At 65.3% G+C, this 21,913-nt stretch carries 16 protein-coding genes; 8 read left to right on the forward strand and 8 right to left on the reverse strand.

Features of this window, described 5'->3' with window-relative positions:
* The first annotated feature begins 439 nt into the window (after nucleotides 1–439).
* Entirely contained in the window at nucleotides 440–2,242 is a 1,803-nt protein-coding gene (gene lepA, locus ACOQPC_RS13660; protein ID WP_420606266.1) for a translation elongation factor 4, read from the forward strand.
* A gap of 158 nt (nucleotides 2,243–2,400) precedes the next feature.
* Entirely contained in the window at nucleotides 2,401–2,616 is a 216-nt protein-coding gene (locus ACOQPC_RS13665; RefSeq protein ID WP_420606267.1) for a DUF2283 domain-containing protein, read from the forward strand.
* Here ACOQPC_RS13665 and ACOQPC_RS13670 read toward each other — a convergent pair whose 3' ends face one another.
* Nucleotides 2,617–5,880, reverse strand: a complete 3,264-nt coding sequence (locus ACOQPC_RS13670; RefSeq protein WP_420606268.1) for a type ISP restriction/modification enzyme — start codon at nucleotides 5,878–5,880, stop codon at nucleotides 2,617–2,619.
* Nucleotides 5,881–5,973: 93 nt separating this feature from the next.
* Here ACOQPC_RS13670 and ACOQPC_RS13675 point away from each other — a divergent pair, with 93 nt between their 5' ends.
* Nucleotides 5,974–6,261: a hypothetical protein gene (locus ACOQPC_RS13675; protein ID WP_420606269.1), complete on the forward strand. Its 288-nt coding sequence runs from the start codon at nucleotides 5,974–5,976 to the stop codon at nucleotides 6,259–6,261.
* Nucleotides 6,262–6,609: 348 nt separating this feature from the next.
* Here ACOQPC_RS13675 and ACOQPC_RS13680 read toward each other — a convergent pair whose 3' ends face one another.
* Both ACOQPC_RS13680 and prfB read right to left on the reverse strand, forming a co-directional pair.
* Nucleotides 6,610–7,362, reverse strand: a complete 753-nt coding sequence (locus ACOQPC_RS13680) for a class I SAM-dependent methyltransferase (protein WP_420606270.1) — start codon at nucleotides 7,360–7,362, stop codon at nucleotides 6,610–6,612.
* 98 nt (nucleotides 7,363–7,460) lie between these two features.
* Complete coding sequence (gene prfB / locus ACOQPC_RS13685; protein ID WP_420606271.1) at nucleotides 7,461–8,588, reverse strand: peptide chain release factor 2; 1,128 nt, start codon at nucleotides 8,586–8,588, stop codon at nucleotides 7,461–7,463.
* Nucleotides 8,589–8,824: 236 nt separating this feature from the next.
* Here prfB and gntA point away from each other — a divergent pair, with 236 nt between their 5' ends.
* Nucleotides 8,825–9,499 carry a guanitoxin biosynthesis heme-dependent pre-guanitoxin N-hydroxylase GntA gene (gene gntA / locus ACOQPC_RS13690; RefSeq protein WP_420606272.1) on the forward strand — a complete coding sequence of 225 codons (675 nt, stop codon included), beginning with the start codon at nucleotides 8,825–8,827 and terminating at the stop codon, nucleotides 9,497–9,499.
* Nucleotides 9,496–10,083, forward strand: coding sequence for a DUF1989 domain-containing protein (locus ACOQPC_RS13695; RefSeq protein WP_420606273.1), 588 nt, complete (start codon nucleotides 9,496–9,498; stop codon nucleotides 10,081–10,083). The genes gntA and ACOQPC_RS13695 overlap by 4 nt, the downstream gene beginning before the upstream one ends.
* Nucleotides 10,084–10,096: 13 nt before the next feature.
* Here the strand turns inward: ACOQPC_RS13695 and ACOQPC_RS13700 are convergent, their stop codons facing one another.
* Both ACOQPC_RS13700 and ACOQPC_RS13705 read right to left on the reverse strand, forming a co-directional pair.
* Nucleotides 10,097–10,708, reverse strand: coding sequence for a flavodoxin family protein (locus ACOQPC_RS13700; protein ID WP_420606274.1), 612 nt, complete (start codon nucleotides 10,706–10,708; stop codon nucleotides 10,097–10,099).
* A gap of 54 nt (nucleotides 10,709–10,762) precedes the next feature.
* A complete protein-coding gene (locus ACOQPC_RS13705) occupies nucleotides 10,763–11,056 on the reverse strand; it encodes a hypothetical protein (RefSeq protein ID WP_420606275.1) in 294 nt (97 codons plus the stop codon).
* Nucleotides 11,057–11,214: 158 nt separating this feature from the next.
* On the opposite strand from ACOQPC_RS13705, the gene ACOQPC_RS13710 reads away from it, so the two are divergent.
* The gene (locus tag ACOQPC_RS13710) at nucleotides 11,215–12,786 is read left to right on the forward strand and encodes an alkaline phosphatase (RefSeq protein ID WP_420606276.1); all 1,572 of its coding nucleotides are present in this window, start codon (nucleotides 11,215–11,217) and stop codon (nucleotides 12,784–12,786) included.
* A gap of 154 nt (nucleotides 12,787–12,940) precedes the next feature.
* Nucleotides 12,941–13,606, forward strand: a complete 666-nt coding sequence (locus tag ACOQPC_RS13715) for a hypothetical protein (protein WP_420606277.1) — start codon at nucleotides 12,941–12,943, stop codon at nucleotides 13,604–13,606.
* A 151-nt stretch (nucleotides 13,607–13,757) separates the two neighbouring features.
* Here ACOQPC_RS13715 and ACOQPC_RS13720 read toward each other — a convergent pair whose 3' ends face one another.
* The 3 genes from ACOQPC_RS13720 to ACOQPC_RS13730 form a co-directional block, all read right to left on the reverse strand.
* A complete protein-coding gene (locus ACOQPC_RS13720; protein WP_420606278.1) occupies nucleotides 13,758–14,699 on the reverse strand; it encodes a cation diffusion facilitator family transporter in 942 nt (313 codons plus the stop codon).
* Nucleotides 14,700–14,750: 51 nt separating this feature from the next.
* A complete protein-coding gene (locus ACOQPC_RS13725; protein WP_420606279.1) occupies nucleotides 14,751–17,234 on the reverse strand; it encodes a penicillin-binding protein 1A in 2,484 nt (827 codons plus the stop codon).
* Nucleotides 17,235–17,305: 71 nt separating this feature from the next.
* Nucleotides 17,306–18,517, reverse strand: a complete 1,212-nt coding sequence (locus ACOQPC_RS13730) for an N-acetylmuramoyl-L-alanine amidase (RefSeq protein ID WP_420606280.1) — start codon at nucleotides 18,515–18,517, stop codon at nucleotides 17,306–17,308.
* Between the two features lie 567 nt (nucleotides 18,518–19,084).
* Between ACOQPC_RS13730 and ACOQPC_RS13735 the strand changes: the two genes are divergently transcribed.
* The gene (locus ACOQPC_RS13735) at nucleotides 19,085–21,844 is read left to right on the forward strand and encodes an Rne/Rng family ribonuclease (protein WP_420606281.1); all 2,760 of its coding nucleotides are present in this window, start codon (nucleotides 19,085–19,087) and stop codon (nucleotides 21,842–21,844) included.
* Nucleotides 21,845–21,913 lie beyond the last annotated feature (69 nt).

Genomic DNA, 21,913 nt, shown 5'->3' on the forward strand with positions numbered 1-21,913 from the left:
AATGCGCGGTCGTGGATTCAGCGGATCGGGGGCTGCCCGATCTATTGCGGGGATGGCAATTCCCGGAGAAAGTTTTCCCTAGGCCGGTTCGGCTATAGGCTCGACCTGAATTTCATCGGCCAGTTTGCGGACCTCGGCCATATCATAATGGGCCTGCATCAAAGCGCTGTCCTACAGCCACCTCATCCGCTATAAGCACTCTCGCTCTTTCCCATCGTCGGCCCCCACTCCGCCCGCCGTGCGCGCCGTCCTTGCGCGCGTTCGCCGGGGAGGCGACGGGCACCCCCCGTGTCGCGCCCTTTGCGAACTTCCGCGCCGTTGACGCAGCCCGCCGTTTTTCGCCCCTGGACAGTGTGAAGCGTGTGAAGCTGGCGCTGCTTGCCGCCCTCCGCCACAACCCGGATGACATCCCCCCGCGTCCCCGCTAATCGCTCGCGGCATGACCGACCTCTCCCATATCCGCAATTTCTCGATCATCGCGCATATCGATCACGGCAAGTCCACCCTCGCCGATCGGCTGATCCAGTACACCGGCGGCCTCACGACACGCGAAATGACCGAGCAGGTGCTCGACAGCATGGACATCGAGCGCGAGCGCGGCATCACCATCAAGGCGCAGACCGTGCGGCTGGACTACACCGCGGCGGACGGCGAGACCTATGCGCTCAACCTGATGGACACGCCCGGCCATGTCGACTTCGCCTATGAGGTCAGCCGCTCGCTGGCCGCGTGCGAGGGCGCGCTGCTGGTGGTGGACGCGGCGCAGGGCGTCGAGGCGCAGACGCTGGCGAACGTGTACCAGTCGATCGAGCACGACCATGAGATCGTGCCCGTCATCAACAAGATCGATCTGCCCGCCGCCGAGCCCGATAAAGTGCGCGCCGAGATCGAGGACATCGTCGGCATCGACGCCTCCGAAGCGGTGCTGACCAGCGCCAAATCCGGCATCGGCATCGAGGAGGTGCTGGAGGCCGTGGTCCAGCGCATCCCGCCGCCCACCGGGGACCGCGACGCACCGCTCAAGGCCATGCTCGTCGACAGCTGGTACGATCCCTATCTGGGCGTCGTCATCCTGGTCCGCGTCATCGACGGCGTCCTGAAAAAGGGCATGAACATCCGCTTCATGCAGCAGGGATCGCAGCATCTGGTCGACCGCGTCGGCTGCATGAAACCAAAGGTTACGCCCCTTCCTGAACTGGGACCGGGTGAGATCGGGTTCATCACCGCGCAGATCAAGGAAGTCGCCGACACCGCGGTCGGCGACACTATCACCACGGTGAAGGGCGGCGCAGACAAGGCGCTGCCGGGTTTCAAGGAAGTGCAATCCGTCGTCTTCTGCGGCCTGTTCCCGGTCGACGCCGCGGACTTCGAGAAACTCCGCGAGAGCATCGGGCGGCTGCGCCTCAACGATGCCAGCTTCACGTTCGAAATGGAGACCAGTGCCGCATTGGGCTTCGGCTTTCGCTGCGGCTTCCTCGGCCTGCTCCACCTCGAGATCATCCAGGAGCGGCTGACCCGCGAATATGATCTCGACCTGATCACCACCGCCCCGTCGGTGGTCTACCGCATGACCATGACCGACGGATCGGTGCAGTATCTGCACAACCCGGCCGACTATCCCGATCCCGTCCATATCGATCATATGGAGGAGCCGTGGATCAAGGCGACCATCTACACGCCGGACGAATATCTCGGATCGATCCTGAAGCTGTGCCAGGACCGCCGCGGCATCCAGACCGAGCTGACATACGTGGGCGGCCGCGCGCAGGTGGGCTACGAACTGCCGCTCAACGAAGTGGTGTTCGATTTCTACGACCGGCTGAAGAGTATTTCGCGTGGCTATGCCAGCTTCGATTACGAGCAGATCGGCCTGCGCGAGGGCGATCTGGTCAAGATGAACATCCTGGTCAACAACGAACCGGTCGACGCGCTCGCCATGATCGTCCACCGCGGCGAGGCCGAGGCCCGCGGCCGCCAGCTGTGCGAGCGGCTGAAGGACCTCATCCCGCGCCACCTGTTCAAGATCCCGATCCAGGCCGCCATCGGCGCCAAGGTGATCGCCCGCGAGACGATCAGCGCCATGCGCAAGGACGTCACCGCCAAATGCTATGGCGGCGACATCAGCCGCAAGAAGAAGCTGCTGGAAAAGCAGAAAAAGGGCAAGGCCAGGATGCGCGAATATGGCAATGTCAGCATCCCGCAGGAAGCGTTTATCGCCGCGCTTCGGATGGGGGAGGAATAAAACATCGGATCAAAGTGGTACTTTGATCCGGGTGCAGCAGGCCATCTCTTATTCCGTTCGCCCTGAGCCTGTCGAAGGGTTGTTCTTTCTCAAGCGCCAGAATAAGCACAAGGTTTCGAGGGGTTCGCATAGCCAATGAACGTCGAGCAGAACGCATCATGAAGCTGCACTATTACCGCGAGACCGACAGCCTCTATATCGAGCTGTCCAGTGCCACGTCCGCCGAAACCCGCGAGATTGCCGCCGGGCTGAACGTGGACTTCAACGGCGACGGCAATGTCGTCGGCCTCGATATAGACGGCGCATCCGGCAAGCTGGACCTCGGCAGCCTCGAAGCCACGGACCTGCCGATCGCCTCGCTGAAGGCGGCGTGATCAGGCGGGCGGCGCGCCGACCAGCGGACCATCCTCGATTGCCTCCAGCAGTTTGGCCTGCACGGGCTCCAGTTCGACCAGCATGGCAAGGATGTTCAGCACGTTGATCAGTTCGGTCGTATATTCCGGCAGCCAGTGATCGGGCTGTATCTGGCTCAACGGCGACGGCGGGCGGCGATCGCCGATGACGGGGCGGCTGCGGTCCTTCCTGCGATAGCTGAACCACTGGCGCAGCACGTTCTTGCCCGACACTTCGTAATGCCAGACCGCGGGCGGCACCTGTTCGATGCGGCCCTTGCCGATCTTGAGCGTCCGCGTGGCCGCATCGTAATCCAGCGTATCGGGGAAATCCTCCGGAGCGGCCGGGATCGGATGCGCGGCCGGGATGCTGGGCTGCCGGTTTTTCGGCAGACGCGGTTCACCCGCCGGCTTGCCGTCCTTCATGCGCTCGCCGAAACTGTGGAGCCAGATGACGTTGCGCCCCAGCTTGGCCGCGCGGTCGAACAGCGCCTTGTCGGCGGTGAGCGGCACCCGCAGGCCGGGGCGAACCAGATCATCGCGGTGCGCGGCGGTGAAGGCCGGATGCGCCAGCACACCCGCGACATAGGCGAACACATCGACCGGATCGACCGGCGCGCCGTGAGCGGCGGCGAGCGCCTTGACGACATCGGGCGAGATATTGGGCTGCGTCGCGGCGGCGTCCTTCCAGAGCGGAAAAACGCGGCCGCCGCGATTGTTGTAGTGATGAAGGTCCGGAATATTTGCGGTAAGCGTGAAAGCAGGTCCATTGGTCGGACCGCGATCCATGATGCCTGTAATATAGATCTGCGCCTTGCCATTCCGCGCCCATAACCCGGGATTGGGCTGATTAATCACGCGCGCGTCCGGCAAAATCCATTGTCGGTCGAAGGATCGAAATCCGTAGGGGACAGGCCTTTCCCCTTTCAGCGATCGCTCCGCCAGAACCCTACGATCTCTGTCTTTCTCTTTCAGGACATTGCGCGCTTCGGGGATGGCGAAGAGCATGTCCAGTTTTGCCCAACGCAGAGCCCTGGCCGGTTTGGCAATGTGCCGATCGCCCGGCTTACCTTTTCGAAGATGTGGGTGAAACAGGTCGCCAGCCTTTTCCAAATCCTTTTCACCGAGCAGTCTGTCCCACCGCCGCTCAAGCGAGGCAGCGTCCGGGGCAACGACCCAAGTCCGACCGGGCATTACTCCTGATCCCGCATCGCCGATTACCGTGCCCAGCGGCCAGAAATCGGCCCAACTTCCACCCCTCGCTGGCAGGAACGGGGCTTGCCACTTGGCCGAGCATTCGGCCCATGCTTGCCCGTCCAGCGAGACCTCTGCCAGTTCATCAAACTTGTCATCGCGCGTACCCTTTTGCAACGCGCGATAGCAGATCGTCGCGGGTGTCTCTGCATCGGTATCGGGTGAACGCGAAGCGAGCACAATGCAGACCGGTTGCATCACATCCTCAAAAATTCGAGTAGGAACGTCGGGCCGATATCCCTCGGGCGAACAGTCGATCACCCAGATCTCGTCGCATTTGGCGCGCAGGTCCGCGCGCATCTTCTGGAAGCCCGGACCGTTCAGAAAACCTGCCACGGTGATGTAGCAGACGATGCCGTCATGCTCGCCCGATCCGTCCGTGCCCTGCTCGAACACCTTCCACGCCGCCCAGCGCCAGAAATAGACGTATAAATTGCGCAGGTGCTTGGTATGCGCGCCCACGCCCCATTCGGCGGGCGGCTGCCAGTCATCGAGCTTGGCGGGCTCGTTCCCGCTGCCACTTTCGATCCACGCGCCCTTGCCATTGGCCTTGTCCTTGTATGGCGGATTGCCGATCACCACCGTGATCGGGGCCTCGCGCTTGATCTTGGCGGCGGCGAGGCGGGACTTGCTGATCTCCTTGTAGATGCCCTGCCCCGTCTCCTGATCCGCAAAGGGATCGGCCAGCGTGTCGGTGACGAACAATTGCGGCGTACCGCTGGCCCCCAGCGTCTGCATCTCCGCCAGCAGCCGCAATTGCGCCACGGCATAGGGTCCGAATTGCAGCTCGAAGCCATAAAGCCGCTTCGCCGCCTCGGTGATCGCGCCGCCCACCGCGCCCGCCGTATCGAAATGCTCCACCGTTGCCGCGATCTTGCGCAGAATCGCCAGCGGAAAGGTTCCAGACCCCACCGCCGGATCGGCGATATGCACCGAGGGATCGGCCAGGCCGCGCGCCAGACCATAACGCCCCGGCGCGCGCAGCGCTTCGTCGCACAGGCGCACCATCGCCTGCACCACTTCGGGCGGGGTGTAATAAGACCCGGTCTTGCGCCGCAGCGTTTTGTCGTAAACCTGCAGGAAATTCTCGTAAAAATTGATCCACGCTTCGGGATCGCCCTTGGACACCTGCGCCCAGGAAACGGCATCCAGCACGCGCGCCAGCGTCTTGAGCGCCGGGCTGTTCCGCAGCGTCTGCTCGGTCAGCAGGCGCAGCGCGGTGCCGATCAGCGTGGCCGACTGCGCGAGCTCCTTCGCCGCATCGTCCAGATCGGGCGTCAGCGCGATATCTTTCGATCGCGCCATCAGCAGGCCGAAAGTCACCGCCTGGGCATAGCCATCGGCAAAGGTCGGATCGTCCGCATCGGGAAACAGCAGCGTGCGCCAGTCCTCTTTGAGACTGGTGAGCGCGGCGTTGTCGATTCCCAGCTGCTCCAGCACCTCGTCGCGCAGGAAGCGGCACAGGCGGGCGGAGGTTTGCGCCAACTGTTCCGGGTTTTTCGGCGGGATCGGCGTCCATCTGAGGAAATCACTGACCAGCGCCAACAGTGCATTCGACGCGCTGAGCATGCCGCCGGACGAACGAACGTCGCCTTCAAAATGCACGATCTCCCCTTCGCGCTCACCATTGCGCCACAGGCTGACCGCATTGCCATCGGTGTAGATCAGATTGGGGAGGGACTTCAGCCGCTGCCATTGATCCTTGTCATGCTTGCCGGAAAAACCGCGCGGGTCCGCGCCCTTCCCCGGTGCCTTCACCTCGATGAAACCGGTCAGGACGTGCTGGACCTCAACCGCATAATCGGGACGCGTATGAAGATCGGCCAATGACTTTTCCCCGGTCAGCACCAGCGCGCCCCCGGGCAAGCCGGCCAGGCCCGCCAGTCCATGCAGCAGATTTTCGAGCGGGCCGCGCAGCTGATCCTCGGGCTGGCCGCCCGCCTCGAGCTTTTGCCTGGCGGCAGCGCCGAATTCGCCCACAAGTTTTTGCACAGTTATTGTTTGAGACACGCGTTCCCCCTCGATCGTTGTTCTGGTATCGCGATCTGGCGCTCACGCAAAGCGCATCGATCAGACGGGACCACCATGAACGAAGATTCGAATGGGACGGGCCAACTGGGCTTTGGGTTTGCCGACGACCGGCCGGCTATAAGCTGGGAGCCGGACCCGGCGGATATTCGGACGGAAGCGCACGCGATCCTTACCTCCGCGCGCGCCGTCACACCTGAAAATATGTGGGATCAACGCACCTATCGCTACAACAAGGTGGTGTTCCCGCAGATGACGCGGTGGCTTCCCGATGACGAGCGGGATCAGCTTTGTTTCGAGTTTTTCGAGCAGCTAGAGCGAATCGAACTGCTGATGGCAGCCTGATCCGCAACTTTTTACCTGTCCTACAACCTCACTTTCATGCCACACTACCCCATGACCCATGCTGTTGGATTCGCTCGCGCTTTTTGGCGCATCGGCTCGGCACCCTCGCCTGCTCGCCGCGCGGCGGGGTTGGCGGGGGCGGTCCGGGGGCGGGGATTTTCTTCTCTGGACTGTGTGACCCATGTGACCCTTGGCGATCCCCATGCAGGCTCGGGCGGCGCCCGTCGCGCGGGCCGGCGCTCGGTTCGTCGATGGAATCGTTCGGGTCACCCGAAGATGCGGGGGGATGGGCTGTAACCCGTGTCACCTTACGCGGCGGCCCCGTGAAGCTGCATTTCAGCGGCGCAGTCAGCCTTTGCCGCCCCCGGCCTCCGGCGCGGCGCAGGGCCGGATCGCGGCGGGCTCCGGCCGGTCGCCTTCGGGCGCGAAGCGGGCGATGTAGGCGCCGATGTCGGGGCGCTCCTCGTAGCCGGTCAGCCGGTATCCCACCGCCTGCAACTCGCAGAACAGCAGCTTGGGCGGGGTGCCGTGGTTGGCGGTGGGGCGGTCGGCATCGACGATGACGACCTCGCCGTCTCCCTTCAGCGCGGGGCGCAGGTGCCAGAGGAAGGCGTAGGGAGAGGCGATCTCGTGGTACATGTGGATCATGAACACGCGGTCGAAGCTGGCGGGCGGCAGGCGCGGATCGTCCATCGCGCCGAGCATGATCGAGACATTGTCGAGCCGGTCGCGCGCCACGCGTTCGCCGAGCCGCGTGAGAACGGCGCGGTCGATGTCCTGCGCCAGCACGCGGCCCTTGGCGCCGACGCGGTCGCCGAGGCGCACGGTGTAATAGCCCTCGCCCGCGCCGATATCGGCCACCGTCATGCCCGGTTTCGTGCCGGCCCAGTCCATGACGATCCGCGCCTCGTTCGCCGCCTCGCGCGCCGGTTCGTTGGAGAACTGCGTGGCGACGACGGTGGCGACCGGGCGGTTGGCCTCGGGGAAGGCGCCGTCCTTGGGCGGCGCGGAAGCGGGGGCGGCGTTCTGGCAGGCGGCGAGCGCTGCGAGGACGAGCAAGGAGGTCAGACCGGTGCGTTGAAGCGCGCGGCACCGGCCCACTCCCCCTCCCGACCCCCCACAGGGTACGATCGTAACGGGTGGTCGGGGGGGGGAGTGGGCCGGTGCCGAACCCGAGCGTGAGCGAGGAGAACGCGTGCTCATTCCACGTCCTCCACCTCGACCGCCTCGCCCGTCACGCGCTGCGCCAGGGCGGCGGCCATGAACGGGTCGAGCGCGCCGTCGAGCACGTCGCCGGGCGCGGTGCTGGTGGTGCCGGTGCGCAGGTCCTTGACCATCTGATAGGGCTGCAGGACGTACGAACGGATCTGGCTGCCCCAGCCGATGTCGGATTTGGAGGCATGTTCGGCCATCGCGCGCTCCTCGCGCTCGCGCAGTTCGGCCTCGTACAGGCGGGCCTTCAGCATGCTCATCGCCTCGGCGCGGTTCTTGTGCTGGCTGCGGTCGTTCTGGCAGGCGACGATAATGCCCGATGGGACGTGCGTGATACGCACCGCGCTGTCGGTGGTATTGACATGCTGCCCGCCGGCGCCGGACGCGCGGTAGGTGTCGATCTTGAGGTCGCTCTCGTTGATCTCGATGGCGATGTCATCGTCGATCACGGGATAGACCCAGACGCTGGAGAAGCTGGTGTGGCGGCGCGCCGAACTGTCATAGGGGCTGATGCGCACGAGCCGGTGAACGCCGCTTTCGGTCTTGGCGTAACCGTACGCGTTCTCGCCCTTCAGCAGCAGCGTTGCGGATTTGATGCCCGCGCTGTCGCCCGCCTGATATTCCACCATCTCGACCTTGTAGCCGCGCTTCTCGCCCCAGCGCTGGTACATGCGCAGCAGCATCTCGGCCCAGTCGTTGCTCTCGGTGCCGCCCGCGCCGGCGTGGATCTCGATATAGCTGTCGTTGCCGTCCGCCTCGCCGCCGAGCAGCGCCTCGACCTTGTCGCGGTCGGCGCGGTCCGCGAGCTTGGCCAGGCTGGCCAGCGCCTCGTCCGCCATCTCCGCGTCGCCCTCGGCATCGGCCAGTTCGATCAGCTCGACATTGTCATCCTTGTCCGCCGCGATCTCCCTGGCCGCGCCGATATTGGTATCGAGCCGGCCGCGCTCGCGCATCACGCTCTCGGCCTGCTTGGGGTCGTCCCACAGGGCCGGGTCCTCGACGCGGGCGTTGAGCTCGTCGAGGCGGCGCAGCGCGCGCTCCCAGTCGAGCGAGCGACGGATGAGTTCGAGGGCGGCGTCGATGCGGTCGACAAGGGCTTGCGCTTCTGCGCGCATGGACGGGCTCCGGCATGGGGTTCGAGTTCAGGGGGGGTTCGAGTTCAGGGGGGTTCGAGTTCAGGGGTTCGAATTCAGGAATTAGTCGTTCGGGCCGCGATGTAAAGCGTCCGGAGCAGGTGTGGAACAGGGCGGCCCATCCGGCGTTCGGCATCGAAGCGCCTATCGTTCAGATAATTGCGCCGTGCTTCACCTGCATCAATCGACCTTTCCCGAAAAGACCCTATTGCGCCGCCATGCATCCGACGCCGCCAGACCTGCTCGAGCGCTTCATCGCGCGCAACCGCTTCCCCTGCGTCGGCGCCAAATCGGCGCTGGGCAAGCGGCAGCTCGAGATCGTCACCGCGCGCTCGATCGCGTCGAGCTGGAACGATGTCGAGATTCACCGCCAGCTGCTGGCCTTCGCCGAGACCGCACGGGCGGACCCGCGGCTGTTCCGGTCCTTCGCGGTGATCTTCTGCGCGCCGCGCAGCTTGAGCGAGCAAGCGTTCGAGCGTCATATGTGGGCGCGCATCCAGTCGCTGACCGACAAGGATGTCTGGCTGGGCCAGAAGCCGGATGCGGACGTCAGCGCGGACCCGGACAATCCGCATTTTTCGCTGAGCTTCGGCGGTTCGGCCTTTTTCGTGGTCGGCCTGCATCCCGGCGCCAGCCGCAAGGCGCGGCGTTTCCGCTATCCGACGCTGGTGTTCAACCTGCACGACCAGTTCGAAACACTGCGCGAGCAGGGACGCTACGAGAAGCTGCGCGGGGCGATTCTTGCCCGCGACCACAGGCTGCAAGGGTCGGACAATCCCATGCTGTCGCGCCACGGCACGGTATCGGAAGCGCGGCAATATAGCGGACGCGCGGTGCCGGGCAGCTGGTCCGCGCCCTATCAGCGGGCCGCATCGACAAAGGATATCGCATGACCGACATGACCCGGATCGAGCGCCGCAGCGGCACCGCGTTCAAGCTGCAGCGCGGCCAGCGGTTGACGGTGTGCGACCCCATGGGCGAGCAGGTCAGCGACATGGTGGCCTTTGCGGCGGGCGACATGGACGAGGTCATCTCCAACGGCCGCACCTTCGATTATCAGGACACGATCTACCTGACGAGCGGCCACAAGCTCTATTCCAACCGCTCGAACGTCATGCTGGCAATCGAGCGCGACGATGTCGGGCGACATGATTTCCTGCTGACGCCTTGTTCGAAGGATACCTTCCGCATCCTCTATAACGACGACGATCCGCACCACGGCTGCTTCGGCAACCTCGCCGCCGCGCTGGAGCCCCATGGTATTTCGCCGGACCGGATACCGTGCGCGTTCAATATCTTCATGAACGTGCCGGTCGATGGCGAAACTGGCCGGTTCAGCGTCGAGCCGCCGCTGTCCAAAGCGGGCGATTGCATCGTCTTTCGCGCCGAGATGGATTTGATCGTCGGCCTCACCGCCTGTTCTGCGCCGGGCAGCAACAACGGCACGATGACGCCGATCGACTACCGCGTCGACTGAGCGCCCCCACCCCTCACTCGTGCCCCGGCAGCGGGTTGTCCTTCAGCAGCCTGGCCAGATGCACCGCGTTGTCGGCGACCATTCCCGCGGTCTCGATGACCTTGTCCGGAATCTCGTCGAGGTCCTTGAAGTCCACGCTCCCCATCGCCTCGCCCACCCAATAGCAGGCCGAGACCGGCGGGATCGTCCAGCCGGTGTCGTTCAGCGACTGCGCCAGTTCGGCCGAGACGTGATGCGCGCCGTCCTCGTTGCCCACGATCGCGAACACCGCGACCTTGTTGTAGCTCGGCATCCTGCCCTCGTCGTCGGTCTCGCTCAGGAACGCGTCCATCCGCTCGCATACCCGCTTGGCGACGGAGGAGGGCTGGCCCATCCAGATCGGCCCGCCGAACACCAGGATATCGGCCGCCAAAATCTTCTCGCGGATGGCCGGCCAGGCATCGCCCTCGCCCATGTCGCTCGTCACGCCCGGCTTGATGTCGTGCGCGGCGAGGCGGATCGTCTCGGCGATCGTGACGTCATGCTTGTCCAGCGCCTTGCCGATCTGTTCGATCATCCGGTCGGTGGAGCTTTCGCCGCTCGGTTTCAGACTGGCGTTGACGGCGATGGCCGTGATGGCGGGCATGGGCAGTTCTCCTGTAGAGCGAATGGCCTGCGAACGCCGCGCCGCGGCAAAGGTTCAGTGCGTTTCGCGAGACGGCGCTTCGACGGCGAGCGGACCGGCGCCGTTCGCGCTGGCCGGTTGCGCCCGGCCCATGGTCCAGTTCTCCTGCATCCGCACCTTGGGGTTGGGCGCGCACCAGATTTCGCCGGTGCCGTCGATCGCGGTGACCCAGATCAGATTATGTTCCGGGCCGTAATCGATGACCGCGATGGCATTGCCCTTGCCGCGGTCGATCACGGTGACGGGGATGGGGGGGTTCAATTGCGTGAACAAGGCCTTGGCTCCGGTGATTGTGGGCGGACGGAACATCAACGCACGCTTCCGGCAAAACCTCGCACAATATATGTATTTTTCGCTGCATTCCGTCGATGGTCCGGGGCCATCGAACGCAAAAGCCCGATCGTCTTGTTCCCGTCACCGGCCTGTGGGAAAGCGGGTGCCGTCCGATAACAGATGCGAGTCCCGTCATGCGCAGCCTTATTGCCCTCGTCCCGATCCTGCTCGCCGGGTGCGCCGCCGGCGCGCAGGTGCCCGCCGCCGCGCCGCCGCCATCCGAAGGCAGCCGTCCGCAGGCCGATACGGTCGAAAGCGGCGACGTTCCCGCCGAGCCCGCTGCAGCGCGCGCCAAGACCGCCGCGCAATATCGCGCCGAGGCGGCGGCCTTCATCGACCGGCAGGTCGCGCGCGCCCCGATCAAGGGCCCGGCGAAGAACCTGATCATCTTCATCGGCGACGGCATGGGCGTCGGCACGATCACCGCGGGCCGCATCTTCGAGGGCGAACAGCAGGGCCGCGACGGCGAAAGCCTGGTCGCCGCGCTCGACAGCCTGCCCTATAGCGCGCTGGTCAAAACCTATTCGACCGATTTTCAGGTGCCCGACAGCGCCGCCACCGCCACCGCCATCTTCACCGGCACCAAATCGCGCAGCGGCACGCTGGGCATGGCGCCGAGCGTGACGACCGGCGATTGCGCCGCCTCGAAGGGCTCGCCGGTCGAAACGCTGTTCGAGCAGGCCGAGGACGCGGGCCGCGCGACCGGCATCATCTCCACCGCGCGCATCACCCACGCCACCCCCGCCGCGACCTACGCGCACAGCGCCAGCCGCGACTGGGAGAACGACGCGGTGCTGCCGGACGAGGCCAGGGCCGCGGGCTGTATCGATATCGCCGCGCAACTGGTGAACTGGAACCATGGCAATGGCTTCGAGCTGATGATGGGCGGCGGCCGCGCCAATTTCCTGCGCTCCGACCAGGCCGATCCCGAATATCCGGACAAGACCGGCGCGCGCACCGATGGCAGGAATCTGGCGGCGGACTGGGCCGCGAAAACCGGCGGCCATTATATCTGGAACGGCGACCAGTTCGCCGCGCTGCCCGCGGACGGCAAGCCGGTGCTCGCCCTGTTCGAGCCCAGCCACATGCAATATGACGCCGACCGGGCGGAAGACCCCGGCAAGGAACCCTCGATCGCCGCCATGACCCGCGCCGCGATCGGGCGCTTGTCCTCCGATCCCGACGGCTTCGTGCTGCTGGTCGAGGGCGGCCGGATCGACCATGCGCATCACGCCGGCAACGCCTACCGCGCGCTCGACGATTTCGCGGCGATGGACGAGGCGGTGAGGACCGCGCTGGAGCTGACCGATCCGTCCGACACGATGATCCTGGTGACCGCCGATCACAGCCACGTCTTCACCATGGCCGGCTATCCCCCGCGCGGAAACCCGATTCTGGGGCTGGTCAATGCGGACGAGGACGGCGCGCCTGCCACCAAGGACGGCAAGGCCTACACCACGCTGGGCTATGCGAACGGACCCGGCGCGGTCCCCGCCACCGGCCGCCCCGACCCGGCCGATGTCGATACCACCGCCAAGGATTATCTGCAGCAATCGCTCGTGCCGCTGGGGTCCGAAACCCATTCGGGCGAAGATGTCGCGCTGAAGGCGAGCGGCCCGGAGGCCTATCTGGTATCCGGCACGATCGAGCAGAACGCGATCTACGCGATCATGGCGCATGCGCTGGGGTTGCCGCTGGAAAAATAGGGAAAGGCCATTGGGGGAGGTCTGCCTGGCTAAAGACCCGATTGCGAATGCAATTTTGCTCTGCCACTATAGTTCTCATGAACAAGCGACCCTCGCGCGGCGTCCGGCTTATGCCCTTCAAGGCCGCCACCTCTTGCACAGCGATGGCCCCGGCATGAGCGGCACCTTGTCCAAGCTCATCATGGTGATCGCCATTTCCTGCCTCGGCGTCAGCCGGCGCGAATGGGCGCTTGCGATGCTGGCGGAGTTCAAGCCGGCCACCGAAGCGGGGCATCCGCTGTCCTACTCGCTGGCCTGCCTGGTCGCGGCCTTGCGCGAGATGCCGAAACACCAGGAAGGGCGCAGGATGCTGGCGCGCTACGGCCTCGTTCTGACGCTGTTGCTGCCGTTCGCGGCGATGCTGCTTGCCGGCGCGCTGGCCGGTTATCCGTTTATCGATCTGCCGGACCTGTTCGCGGTCCATCCGCATGCCGTGAGCAGCTGGATGCCGGGCGGCGTGAACGGCAGCAACCGGTTTTCGATCCAGACGCTGACGGTTCTGTTTCTGCTGCTGTCGGCCCGGCACGTCCTCGTCGCCTGGTTCGTCGTCGAGCGCGAATGGGCGCGCGCCGGCGCCGCCCAAAGGTTCGGCGCGGCCATGATCACGACGCTGGCGCTCTTCACCGGCGTCCTCATGCGCGAGGCGACCAGCGCGATCCTGCCGTCCGTGACCCTCGCGATCGAGCTGCTGGCCGTGACCGCACTTGCGGCGTGGCACGACGGCGCGGGCGATCAAAACGAGCCCGACCGGGAAAATGTTCAGAACTATCTCGCCAACTGAGCGCCCGTAGCGGCGCCTGCCAAGGCCGCCTTGCGATGGATACGGCGTGCTGGATACAGGAAATTTCCTTGCGCCGCCGCGCAACGGTTCCGTGCTCATTTTGTCAACTTCGCCGTACGATCATGCGCCAAGGCGACCCCCTGCGGTGTCGCTATTCACCAGGCGGGCTCGCGGCATCTTCCGCCTTTTCCGGGCGGACGTAGATCGAAGACAGCTCGGGCACCGCCTCGCGCAGCTGGTCTTCCAGTTCCTCGATCAGCCGCTCGCCCTCGCCCATGGTGACCTCGTCCTCGATATCCGCGCTGATCGCGGCGAACACCTGTTTGGGCGAGGTGTGAACGGTGCGGACATGGTTGACCGCGGTGATCCAGTCCTGCTTGTCGACCACCGCGCGGATGCGCTCGATCAGCGCGAAATCGGCGCGCTCGCCGATCAGCAGGCCCTTGGCCTCGCGCGCCAGCAGCACGGCCACCATCGCCAGGATCAAGCCGATCGCGATCGAGGCAAGGCCGTCTAGCCTGGGCGCATCGAAATAATGGCTCGCCCACACGCCAACCGCCGCGACGATCAGCCCGGCCAGCGCGGCCGAATCCTCGAACAGGACGATGAAGACGGACGGATCCTTCGACTGCTTGACCGCTTCCCACCAGCCTTGGTCGCCCTTGGTCGAGGCGAATTCGCGGATCGCGATCCCCCAGCTGGTCCCCTCCATCAGAAAGGCGACGCCGAGCACGATATAGTTGATCGTGGGATCGGTCAGCTCTTCGGGTGAAACCCAATGGACATAGCCTTCATAGACCGAAAGCCCCGCGCCCACCGAGAAGATCAGGATCGCCACGACGAACGCCCAGAAATACAGCTCGCGCCCATAGCCGAAGGGATGCTCGCGGTCGGGCGGACGGTCGGCGCGATGCTCGCCGTAGAGCAGCAGCACCTGGTTGAGGCTGTCGACCACCGAGTGGAACCCCTCGGACAGCATCGATGAGGAGCCGGTCATGCCCGCCGCGACGAACTTGGCGACCGCGATCCCCAGATTGGCGGTCAGCGCGCCGAACAGGACGAAATTCTTGCGAATATAGGAGGCGATCGCCATGAGCCGCTAATGCGCGCGCGTGCCGATGGCTCCCGGATGTGCCATCGGGATTTAGTAGATGCCGCCTTCCGCGGCAATGAAATCATTGTCTCGCTGCGTGCCGCTCGCGCCCTCGACCGGGGCGGCCTTGGCACGGGTCGTGCTCGCCTGACGACGCTTCTGGCGCTCGCTGCGCGCGGCGATTTCCTCGGTGCGGATGGTGCGCTTGGGCTCGGTCTCCGGCTTGAACGCTTCCCAGATCACCGCGTCGAGCGGACCGCCCTGCGGCCAGGCGCCGTAGACGCGGCGACCGGAGCGGCGGTCGATCCGCACCAGCCGCACGCCGTCGGGCGCGGTGAAGGGCCGCGCGGGCACGTCCTCGAACGCCTGCTTGGCGAACTGCTTGAAGATCGGCGCGGCAAGCCGGCCACCCTGCGCATAGCCGCCCAAGCTACGCGGCTTATCATAGCCCATATAGACGCCCGCCACGAGATCGGGCGAGCCGCCGATGAACCACACATTGGTCGGGCCGGTGGTGGTGCCGGTCTTGCCGAACATCGGGCGGTCCAGATCGCGCAGCACCGTCGCGGTGCCGCGCTGGACCACGCCCTCGAGCATGTGCACCACCTGATAGGCGGTGACCGGGTCCATCAGCTGCTTGCCATCGGGCCTGAAGCGCGGCATCGGCCCGCCATTCCAGTCGTCCGTGTTGCAGCCCCGGCAGGCCTTCCAGTTCTTCGGCCAGATCACCTGGCCCGCGCGGTCCTGCGCGAAATCGATCACCGTGGGATCGAGCTTGCGGCCATGGTTCACCAGCATCGAAAAGGCGTTTACCATCCGCTCGACCGTGGTGTCGCCCGCGCCCAGCGCGAAGGAGAGGTATGGCTTGTAATCGCCGATCCCCATGGTCTTGATGGTCTTGACGACATGGGTCATCCCCGTATCGTTGGCCGCGCGCACGGTCATCAGGTTGCGCGATTGTTCGAGGCCCCAGCGCATGGTGTGCGCGCCCGATCCGCCCGCGCCGCCGAAATTGCGGAAGCATTTGTTGCCGAGCGCCGCGCTCTGATAGACGCAGAAGGTCCCATCGACGATCATCGTCGCGGGGGTCATGCCCTGGTCGATCGCGGCGGCATAGACGAACGGCTTGATCGTCGAACCGGGCTGGCGCATCGCCTGCGTCGCGCGGTTGAAGCTGGAGAGCCGGTTGTCGAACCCCCCCTGCATGGCGAGGATGCGGCCGGTGGTCGGCTGCTCCACCACCATTCCTCCGCCGACTTCCGGAACGCTGCGCACCGCCCAGTTGCTGCCCGACGGCGCGGCGGCGGTAAGCATTCCGGGTTTCATCGCCGCGGGCACGCCGAGCAGCGGCGCGCGCATCCCGTCCGAGAAACCGATTTCGTTGCCGCCGAGATAAACCCCGACGCGCCAGTCCTTGTAATCGGTACTCTTGCCGGTCGAGGCGAGCTGCCGCGCCCAATCGCCCTCGTCCAGCTCGATATTGCCGATATTGTCCTTCCAGCCCTTGCCGCCATTATAGCGGATCAAGCCATCGCGCAGCGCCGCGGTGGTCCACGCCTGATATTGCGGATTGTACGAACTGCGCACCCATAACCCGCCGGCGTAGACGCTATAGGGTCCGCTTTCGGCGGTTTCTCCGAAGCGGTCGATCAGGCGGCGGCGCACCTCCTCGACGAAATAGCCGCCGCGCGAGGCGAACTGGCTGCCTTGGCGCTGGATCGTTCCGAGCGGCATGGCCCGAGCGGACTGGAGCTGCGCGTCCGAAATCCAGCCGTTTTCGCGCATCTCGCCCAGCGCCCAGTTGCGCCGCTGGATCGCGCGCTGTTCGTTGTTTTCCGGCCGATAATTGGCCGGACCCTTCGGCAGAATCGCCAGATAGGCGATCTCGCTGAGCGCCAGTTGATCGATATCCTTCCCGAAATAGGCCTGCGCGGCCGCCTGCACGCCATAGGCGTTTCGGCCAAGATAGATCTCGTTGAGATAAAGCTCGAGGATCTGCTGCTTGGTCAGCACATCTTCCATGCGGAAGGCGAGGATCGCCTCCTTGAGCTTGCGGCTGTAACTATATTCATTGGTCAGCAGGATGATCTTGGCCACCTGCTGCGTAATCGTCGAGGCGCCGCGCGAGCGGCCCGAAGACGAAATGTTGTCGATCATCGCCGAGGCGATACCTGGATAATCGAGCCCGCCATGCTGGAAAAAGGTGCGGTCCTCGGCGGCCAGATAGGCACGGACCAGCAACGGAGGAAAGTCCGCATATTGCAGCTGCACGCGGCGCTCGCGCGCATAGCTGTGGAACGGCTCGCCGTTCACGTCGCGCACGATGGTCGGCAGCGGCGGCTCATATTCGTTCAGCGCATTGGCGTCGGGCAGATCCTTGGCGACGAAGAACCACAGCGCAATCAGTGCGATCACGCCGAGCACGGCCAGATAAACCAGCCAGCGCACCAGCCGGTGCTGCCAGACGCGCGAGACGAAACCGCCCGCGTCCCGGCGCAGGCGATAGGCGAAATTGGGTGTGTCTACCGCTTCCATCAGGCCGGCTTATCTATCAGCTTTCCTCGCACGCGCCAGCCTTATGCGGCGAAACTCCGGTCCGGCTGCCCTCAGCGCATCGCCAGTTTCTTCGCGAAATGCACCTGAACCGCCGATGAAATTCCCTCGGCCACCTTGCGCTGCCCCGCGGACGAGACGAGGAAGGCGACGTCCTCGGCATTGGTCAGATAGCCGGTCTCGAACAGGACCGACGGGGTGTCGGGCGCCTTCAGCACCACGAAGCTGGCGAAGCGGTGCGCATTCGCCTTGACCCGCATGTTCTCCTTGGCCTCGCGCGCCAGCAGCTGCGCGAAATCGGAGGACACGTTCATCGTCTCGCGCTGGGTCAGATCGATCAGGATCGAGGACAGATCGTCACCCGCCGCACCCAGATTTACGCCGTTGATGATATCAACCTTGTTCTCACGCGCAGCCAGCCTCTGCGCCTCCCGGTCGGAGCCGACCTCGGACAGGGTGTAGACCGTGGCACCGTTTGCGGCCTCGTTCTCGGCGCTGTCGGCGTGGATCGAGATGAACAGATCGGCATCCAGCTTGCGCGCGATGGCATAACGGTTCTGAAGCACGATGAAGCTGTCGGTATCGCGCGTCAACGCCACGCGGGCCTGCCCGCTCGCAACAAGTTCGTCGCGCACCGCCTTGGCGATGGCCAGCGTCACATCCTTTTCGCGCTCGCCGCCGAACGGGCTGATCGCGCCGGGATCATGACCGCCATGGCCGGGATCGATCACCACCAGCGGCAGCCTGGGGTCGTCGCGGCCGTAGATTTTCGGCAGATTGCCGCTGGATCGCGGTCGCGGCAGCTTCATCGAGACGCTGTAACCCGCCGGCCTTGGCGCCGCGCGCGCCAGCATCGGAGGCAACGCCGAGCGGCGGCCGCGGCCGAGCTCGCGCGCGAACTCGGCCGCGCTCGCGCTGGCCAGATCGACGGTAAGGCTGAGGCCGTCGGCCGCAAAGCGCAAACCGGAAACGCGCAAGGGCCGATCGAGGTCGAGCACGATCCGCGCGGTGTCAGCATCGAACTGTCCGCCGCGCAAGCGGCCGAACGCGCCGTCGCTCTCGGCGAGGTCGCTCGCCGAGATGCCGTCGATATCGACCGCCAACCGGTCCGGGCCATCCAGCCCAAAGACCGAGGCGCCCGCCACCTTGTCGTCGAAATGGACCACCAGCCGGCCGTCCTCGGCGCGCACCTCCGTAATGCGGCTCGCCTGGGCGGGCAGCATGGCGAACAGCAGCGACAGGATCAGTGCGGCCATGGCAGCCATATGCCGCCTCGCCCGCCCAAGCGTCCAGAAATTTCTAAATAGCACCCCAACCCCCGCATTTACTCGCGACAAGTGGGCAATAGCGCGCCGGAAGCTTCGGCCCGGTTCGCTAATGCGGTTTACCGTCAGCCTTAACCGTCAGCGTGAATCGAAATTAACCACAGCGTGGGCGCAACCATCTGCAACGGCGGGCACCTGCCCAAAGATGTTGCGACAATTGCGAGGGACTGCTAGCCCCCACGGGACCCGGTCCCATGGATGCCATCCATTCGCGCCGGTTTCAAAGCGGCGACCATTCCCGCCGCGCCCAATCAGGTTGACGCTGCATGAGGTATCACATTCGGACATACGCCGCCTCCCACGGGACGCGCGGCGCATGGCAGGCGGTCTATCGCCCGCGTCCGGATTTAGCCTGCGCCACGCGCCCAGGCAATATCGCTGCAGCAGACGCATTTCTTACATCACCGTGCCGGACGCAGGGCGCATTGCCTTTGCCCTCTGGCCTCAAGCCAATCGGCAGGGCCGCGCCCGTTGTGGATCGCGCCCGCCCTGCCCGGAGAATATTACATGACAACGCGTATGCTGATCGACGCGCGCCACCGGGAAGAGACCCGGGTCGCCGTCGTCAAGGGAAACCGGATCGAAGAATTTGACTTCGAATCCGCCGAGCACGAACAGCTCAAGGGCAATATCTATCTAGCCAAGGTCACCAGGGTCGAGCCGTCGCTGCAGGCGGCGTTCATCGATTATGGCGGCAACCGCCACGGGTTCCTGGCCTTTTCGGAAATCCATCCGGACTATTATCAGATCCCCAAGGAGGATCGCGACCGGCTGCTCGCCGAGGAGGCGGAGGCCGCCGAGGAAGAGGCCGCCGCGCGCGAAGCCGAGGACGATGCCGACGATCTGGCCGAAACTTCCGGCGATGACGATGGCGCTCTGGACGAGCCCGAACTGGTCGAGGTGGACAAGGACACCTCGGTCGACACGATCGACGCCGAAGAAGGCGAGATGCCCGATCTGGATGAAGAGGCGTCAGACGATGGCGACGAGAGCAACGGCGACGAGAGCAACGGCGACGGCGGCAATGGTCGCGGCCGGGGCCGCGGTCGTGGCCGGGGCGGCAAGGGCGGCGGCCGCGGGCGGTCTTCCGCCGCAAAGGCGAGCGACGCCGCGCGCGCCAAGCGTCAGGAACTGCGCCGCCGCTACAAGATCCAGGACGTCATCCACCGCCGCCAGGTGCTGCTGGTGCAGGTCGTCAAGGAAGAGCGCGGCAACAAGGGCGCGGCGCTGACCACCTATCTGTCGCTCGCCGGACGCTATTGCGTGCTGATGCCCAACACCTCCCATGGTGGCGGGATCAGTCGCAAAATCTCCAGCGCGTCGGACCGCAAGCGGCTGAAGTCGATCGTCGATGACCTCAATCTGCCGCGCACCATGGGTTGCATCGTGCGCACCGCCGGCCTTTCGCGCACCAAGCCCGAGATCAAGCGCGATTTCGATTATCTCGCCCGCCTGTGGGACGAAATCCGCGAACGCACGCTGGGTAGCGCCGCACCGGCCCTGATCCACAGCGACAGCGCGCTGATCAAGCGCGCGATCCGCGACATCTACAATCGCGAGATCGACGAGGTGATGGTCGAGGGCGACGAGGGCTACAAGTCCGCCAAGGCGTTCATGAAATTGCTGATGCCGAGCCATGCGCGCAAGGTGAAGCAATATGCAGACCCCGTGCCTTTGTTCCAGCGCCACGGCGTGGAGGACCAGCTGTCCGCCATGTACCAGCCGGTGGTGCAGCTGAAATCGGGCGGCTATATCGTCATCAACCCGACCGAGGCGCTGGTTTCGATCGACATCAACTCGGGCCGTTCGACCAAGGAACATGGCATCGAGCAGACCGCGCTTTCCACGAACATGGAAGCCGCGCGCGAAATTGCCCGCCAGCTCAGGCTGCGCGACATGGCCGGGCTGGTCGTGATCGACTTCATCGACATGGAAAAGCACGGCAACAGCCGCAAGGTGGAGCGCTGCCTCAAGGAATCGCTGAAGCACGACCGCGCGCGCATCCAGGTCGGCCGTATTTCCAGCTTCGGCCTAATGGAGATGAGCCGCCAGCGCCTGCGCACCGGCGTGCTCGAGGCCTCGACCCGCGAATGCCCGCATTGCGAAGGCACCGGGCTGGTGCGCACCGCATCGTCCGCCGGGCTCACCGCGCTCAGGCACATCGAAGAGGAAGCCGCCAAGGGCAAGGGCCGCGAGATCACGCTGCGCGCCAGCCAGGAAGCGACGATCTATGTGCTCAATTCGAAGCGCAACGAACTCGCCGAGATCGAGGAGCGCTACGGCGTGACCATCGAGATTCTGCCCAATAGCGAGGCCGAAGGCGCGAAGATGACCGTCAGCAGCGCGGGCGGCAAGCCCGACAAGCAGGTCGCCTTTGAGCCGATCCTCGACGAGGAAGATTTCGCCGAAGACATCCTCGACGAACGCGAGGACGAGGAAGACGAGCCCGAAAAAGAGGAGCGCGAAGAGCGTCCGCGTCGACAGCCGCGCCAACGCCAGCGCGAGGAGCAGGGCGAAACCGACGACGACCAGCCCAAGCGCAAGCGTCGCCGCAGGGGCCGCCGTGGTGGCCGGGGTCGCAAGCGCGAGGAAGACGAGCAGAGCAACCAGAGCGGCGAGGGCCAGGAAGGCGAGGCGCCCGCGACGGAGGACGGTGCCGAGGACAAGCCCAAGGCCCGCCGCGGCCGCCGCCGAAAGAGCGTGGACCAGGATCAGTCCGGCGAAGGCGTCGAAACGTCCGCAGCATCGGACGACACCGCCAAGGGCGAGCAGGCGAAGGCCGATGCGCCCGAGGCTGGAGCCCCCGAGGCTGGAACCGATGAGACCGCGCCCAAGAAGCGCCCCCGCCGGCGCCCGGCCAAGGCAAAACCGGCCGAGAGCGACAGCAAGGCCGGCGAGGAAGCGGCAACGACCGATACTGCCGCGACCGAGGACAAGCCCAAGCCCAGGCGTCGCAGCAGCGCCAAGAACGCCGATGTGGAAAAGGCCGACGGCAATGAGGCGGAAGCCAGGGACGGCGACTCCAAGGATGTGGAAGCCAAGGCGGACAAGCCCAAGCCCCGCGCGCGCCGCAAAAAGGCCGAAGCTTCCGAACCCGCGGTCGATGCAGTCGAGCATGAGGCGGCCGTGCCGGCTCCCAAGGCCGAACCGATAGCCAAGGCCGCGAACGACGGCGCCGGTGCGGCCCGCATCGAGGCCGGTGGCGCCAACACCACGACCGACCACGGTACGCCGCGCCGGGGTTGGTGGCAGCGCACGTTCGGCTGACGCTTCGATGTTGACGTGATCGAAGCGCGCGCCGATGCTCCGGGAATGACCGCATCGCCGCGCGCTTCA

The sequence above is a fragment of the Novosphingopyxis sp. genome, assembly GCF_965218915.1.
In the GTDB taxonomy this organism is placed as follows: Bacteria; Pseudomonadota; Alphaproteobacteria; order Sphingomonadales; family Sphingomonadaceae; genus Novosphingopyxis.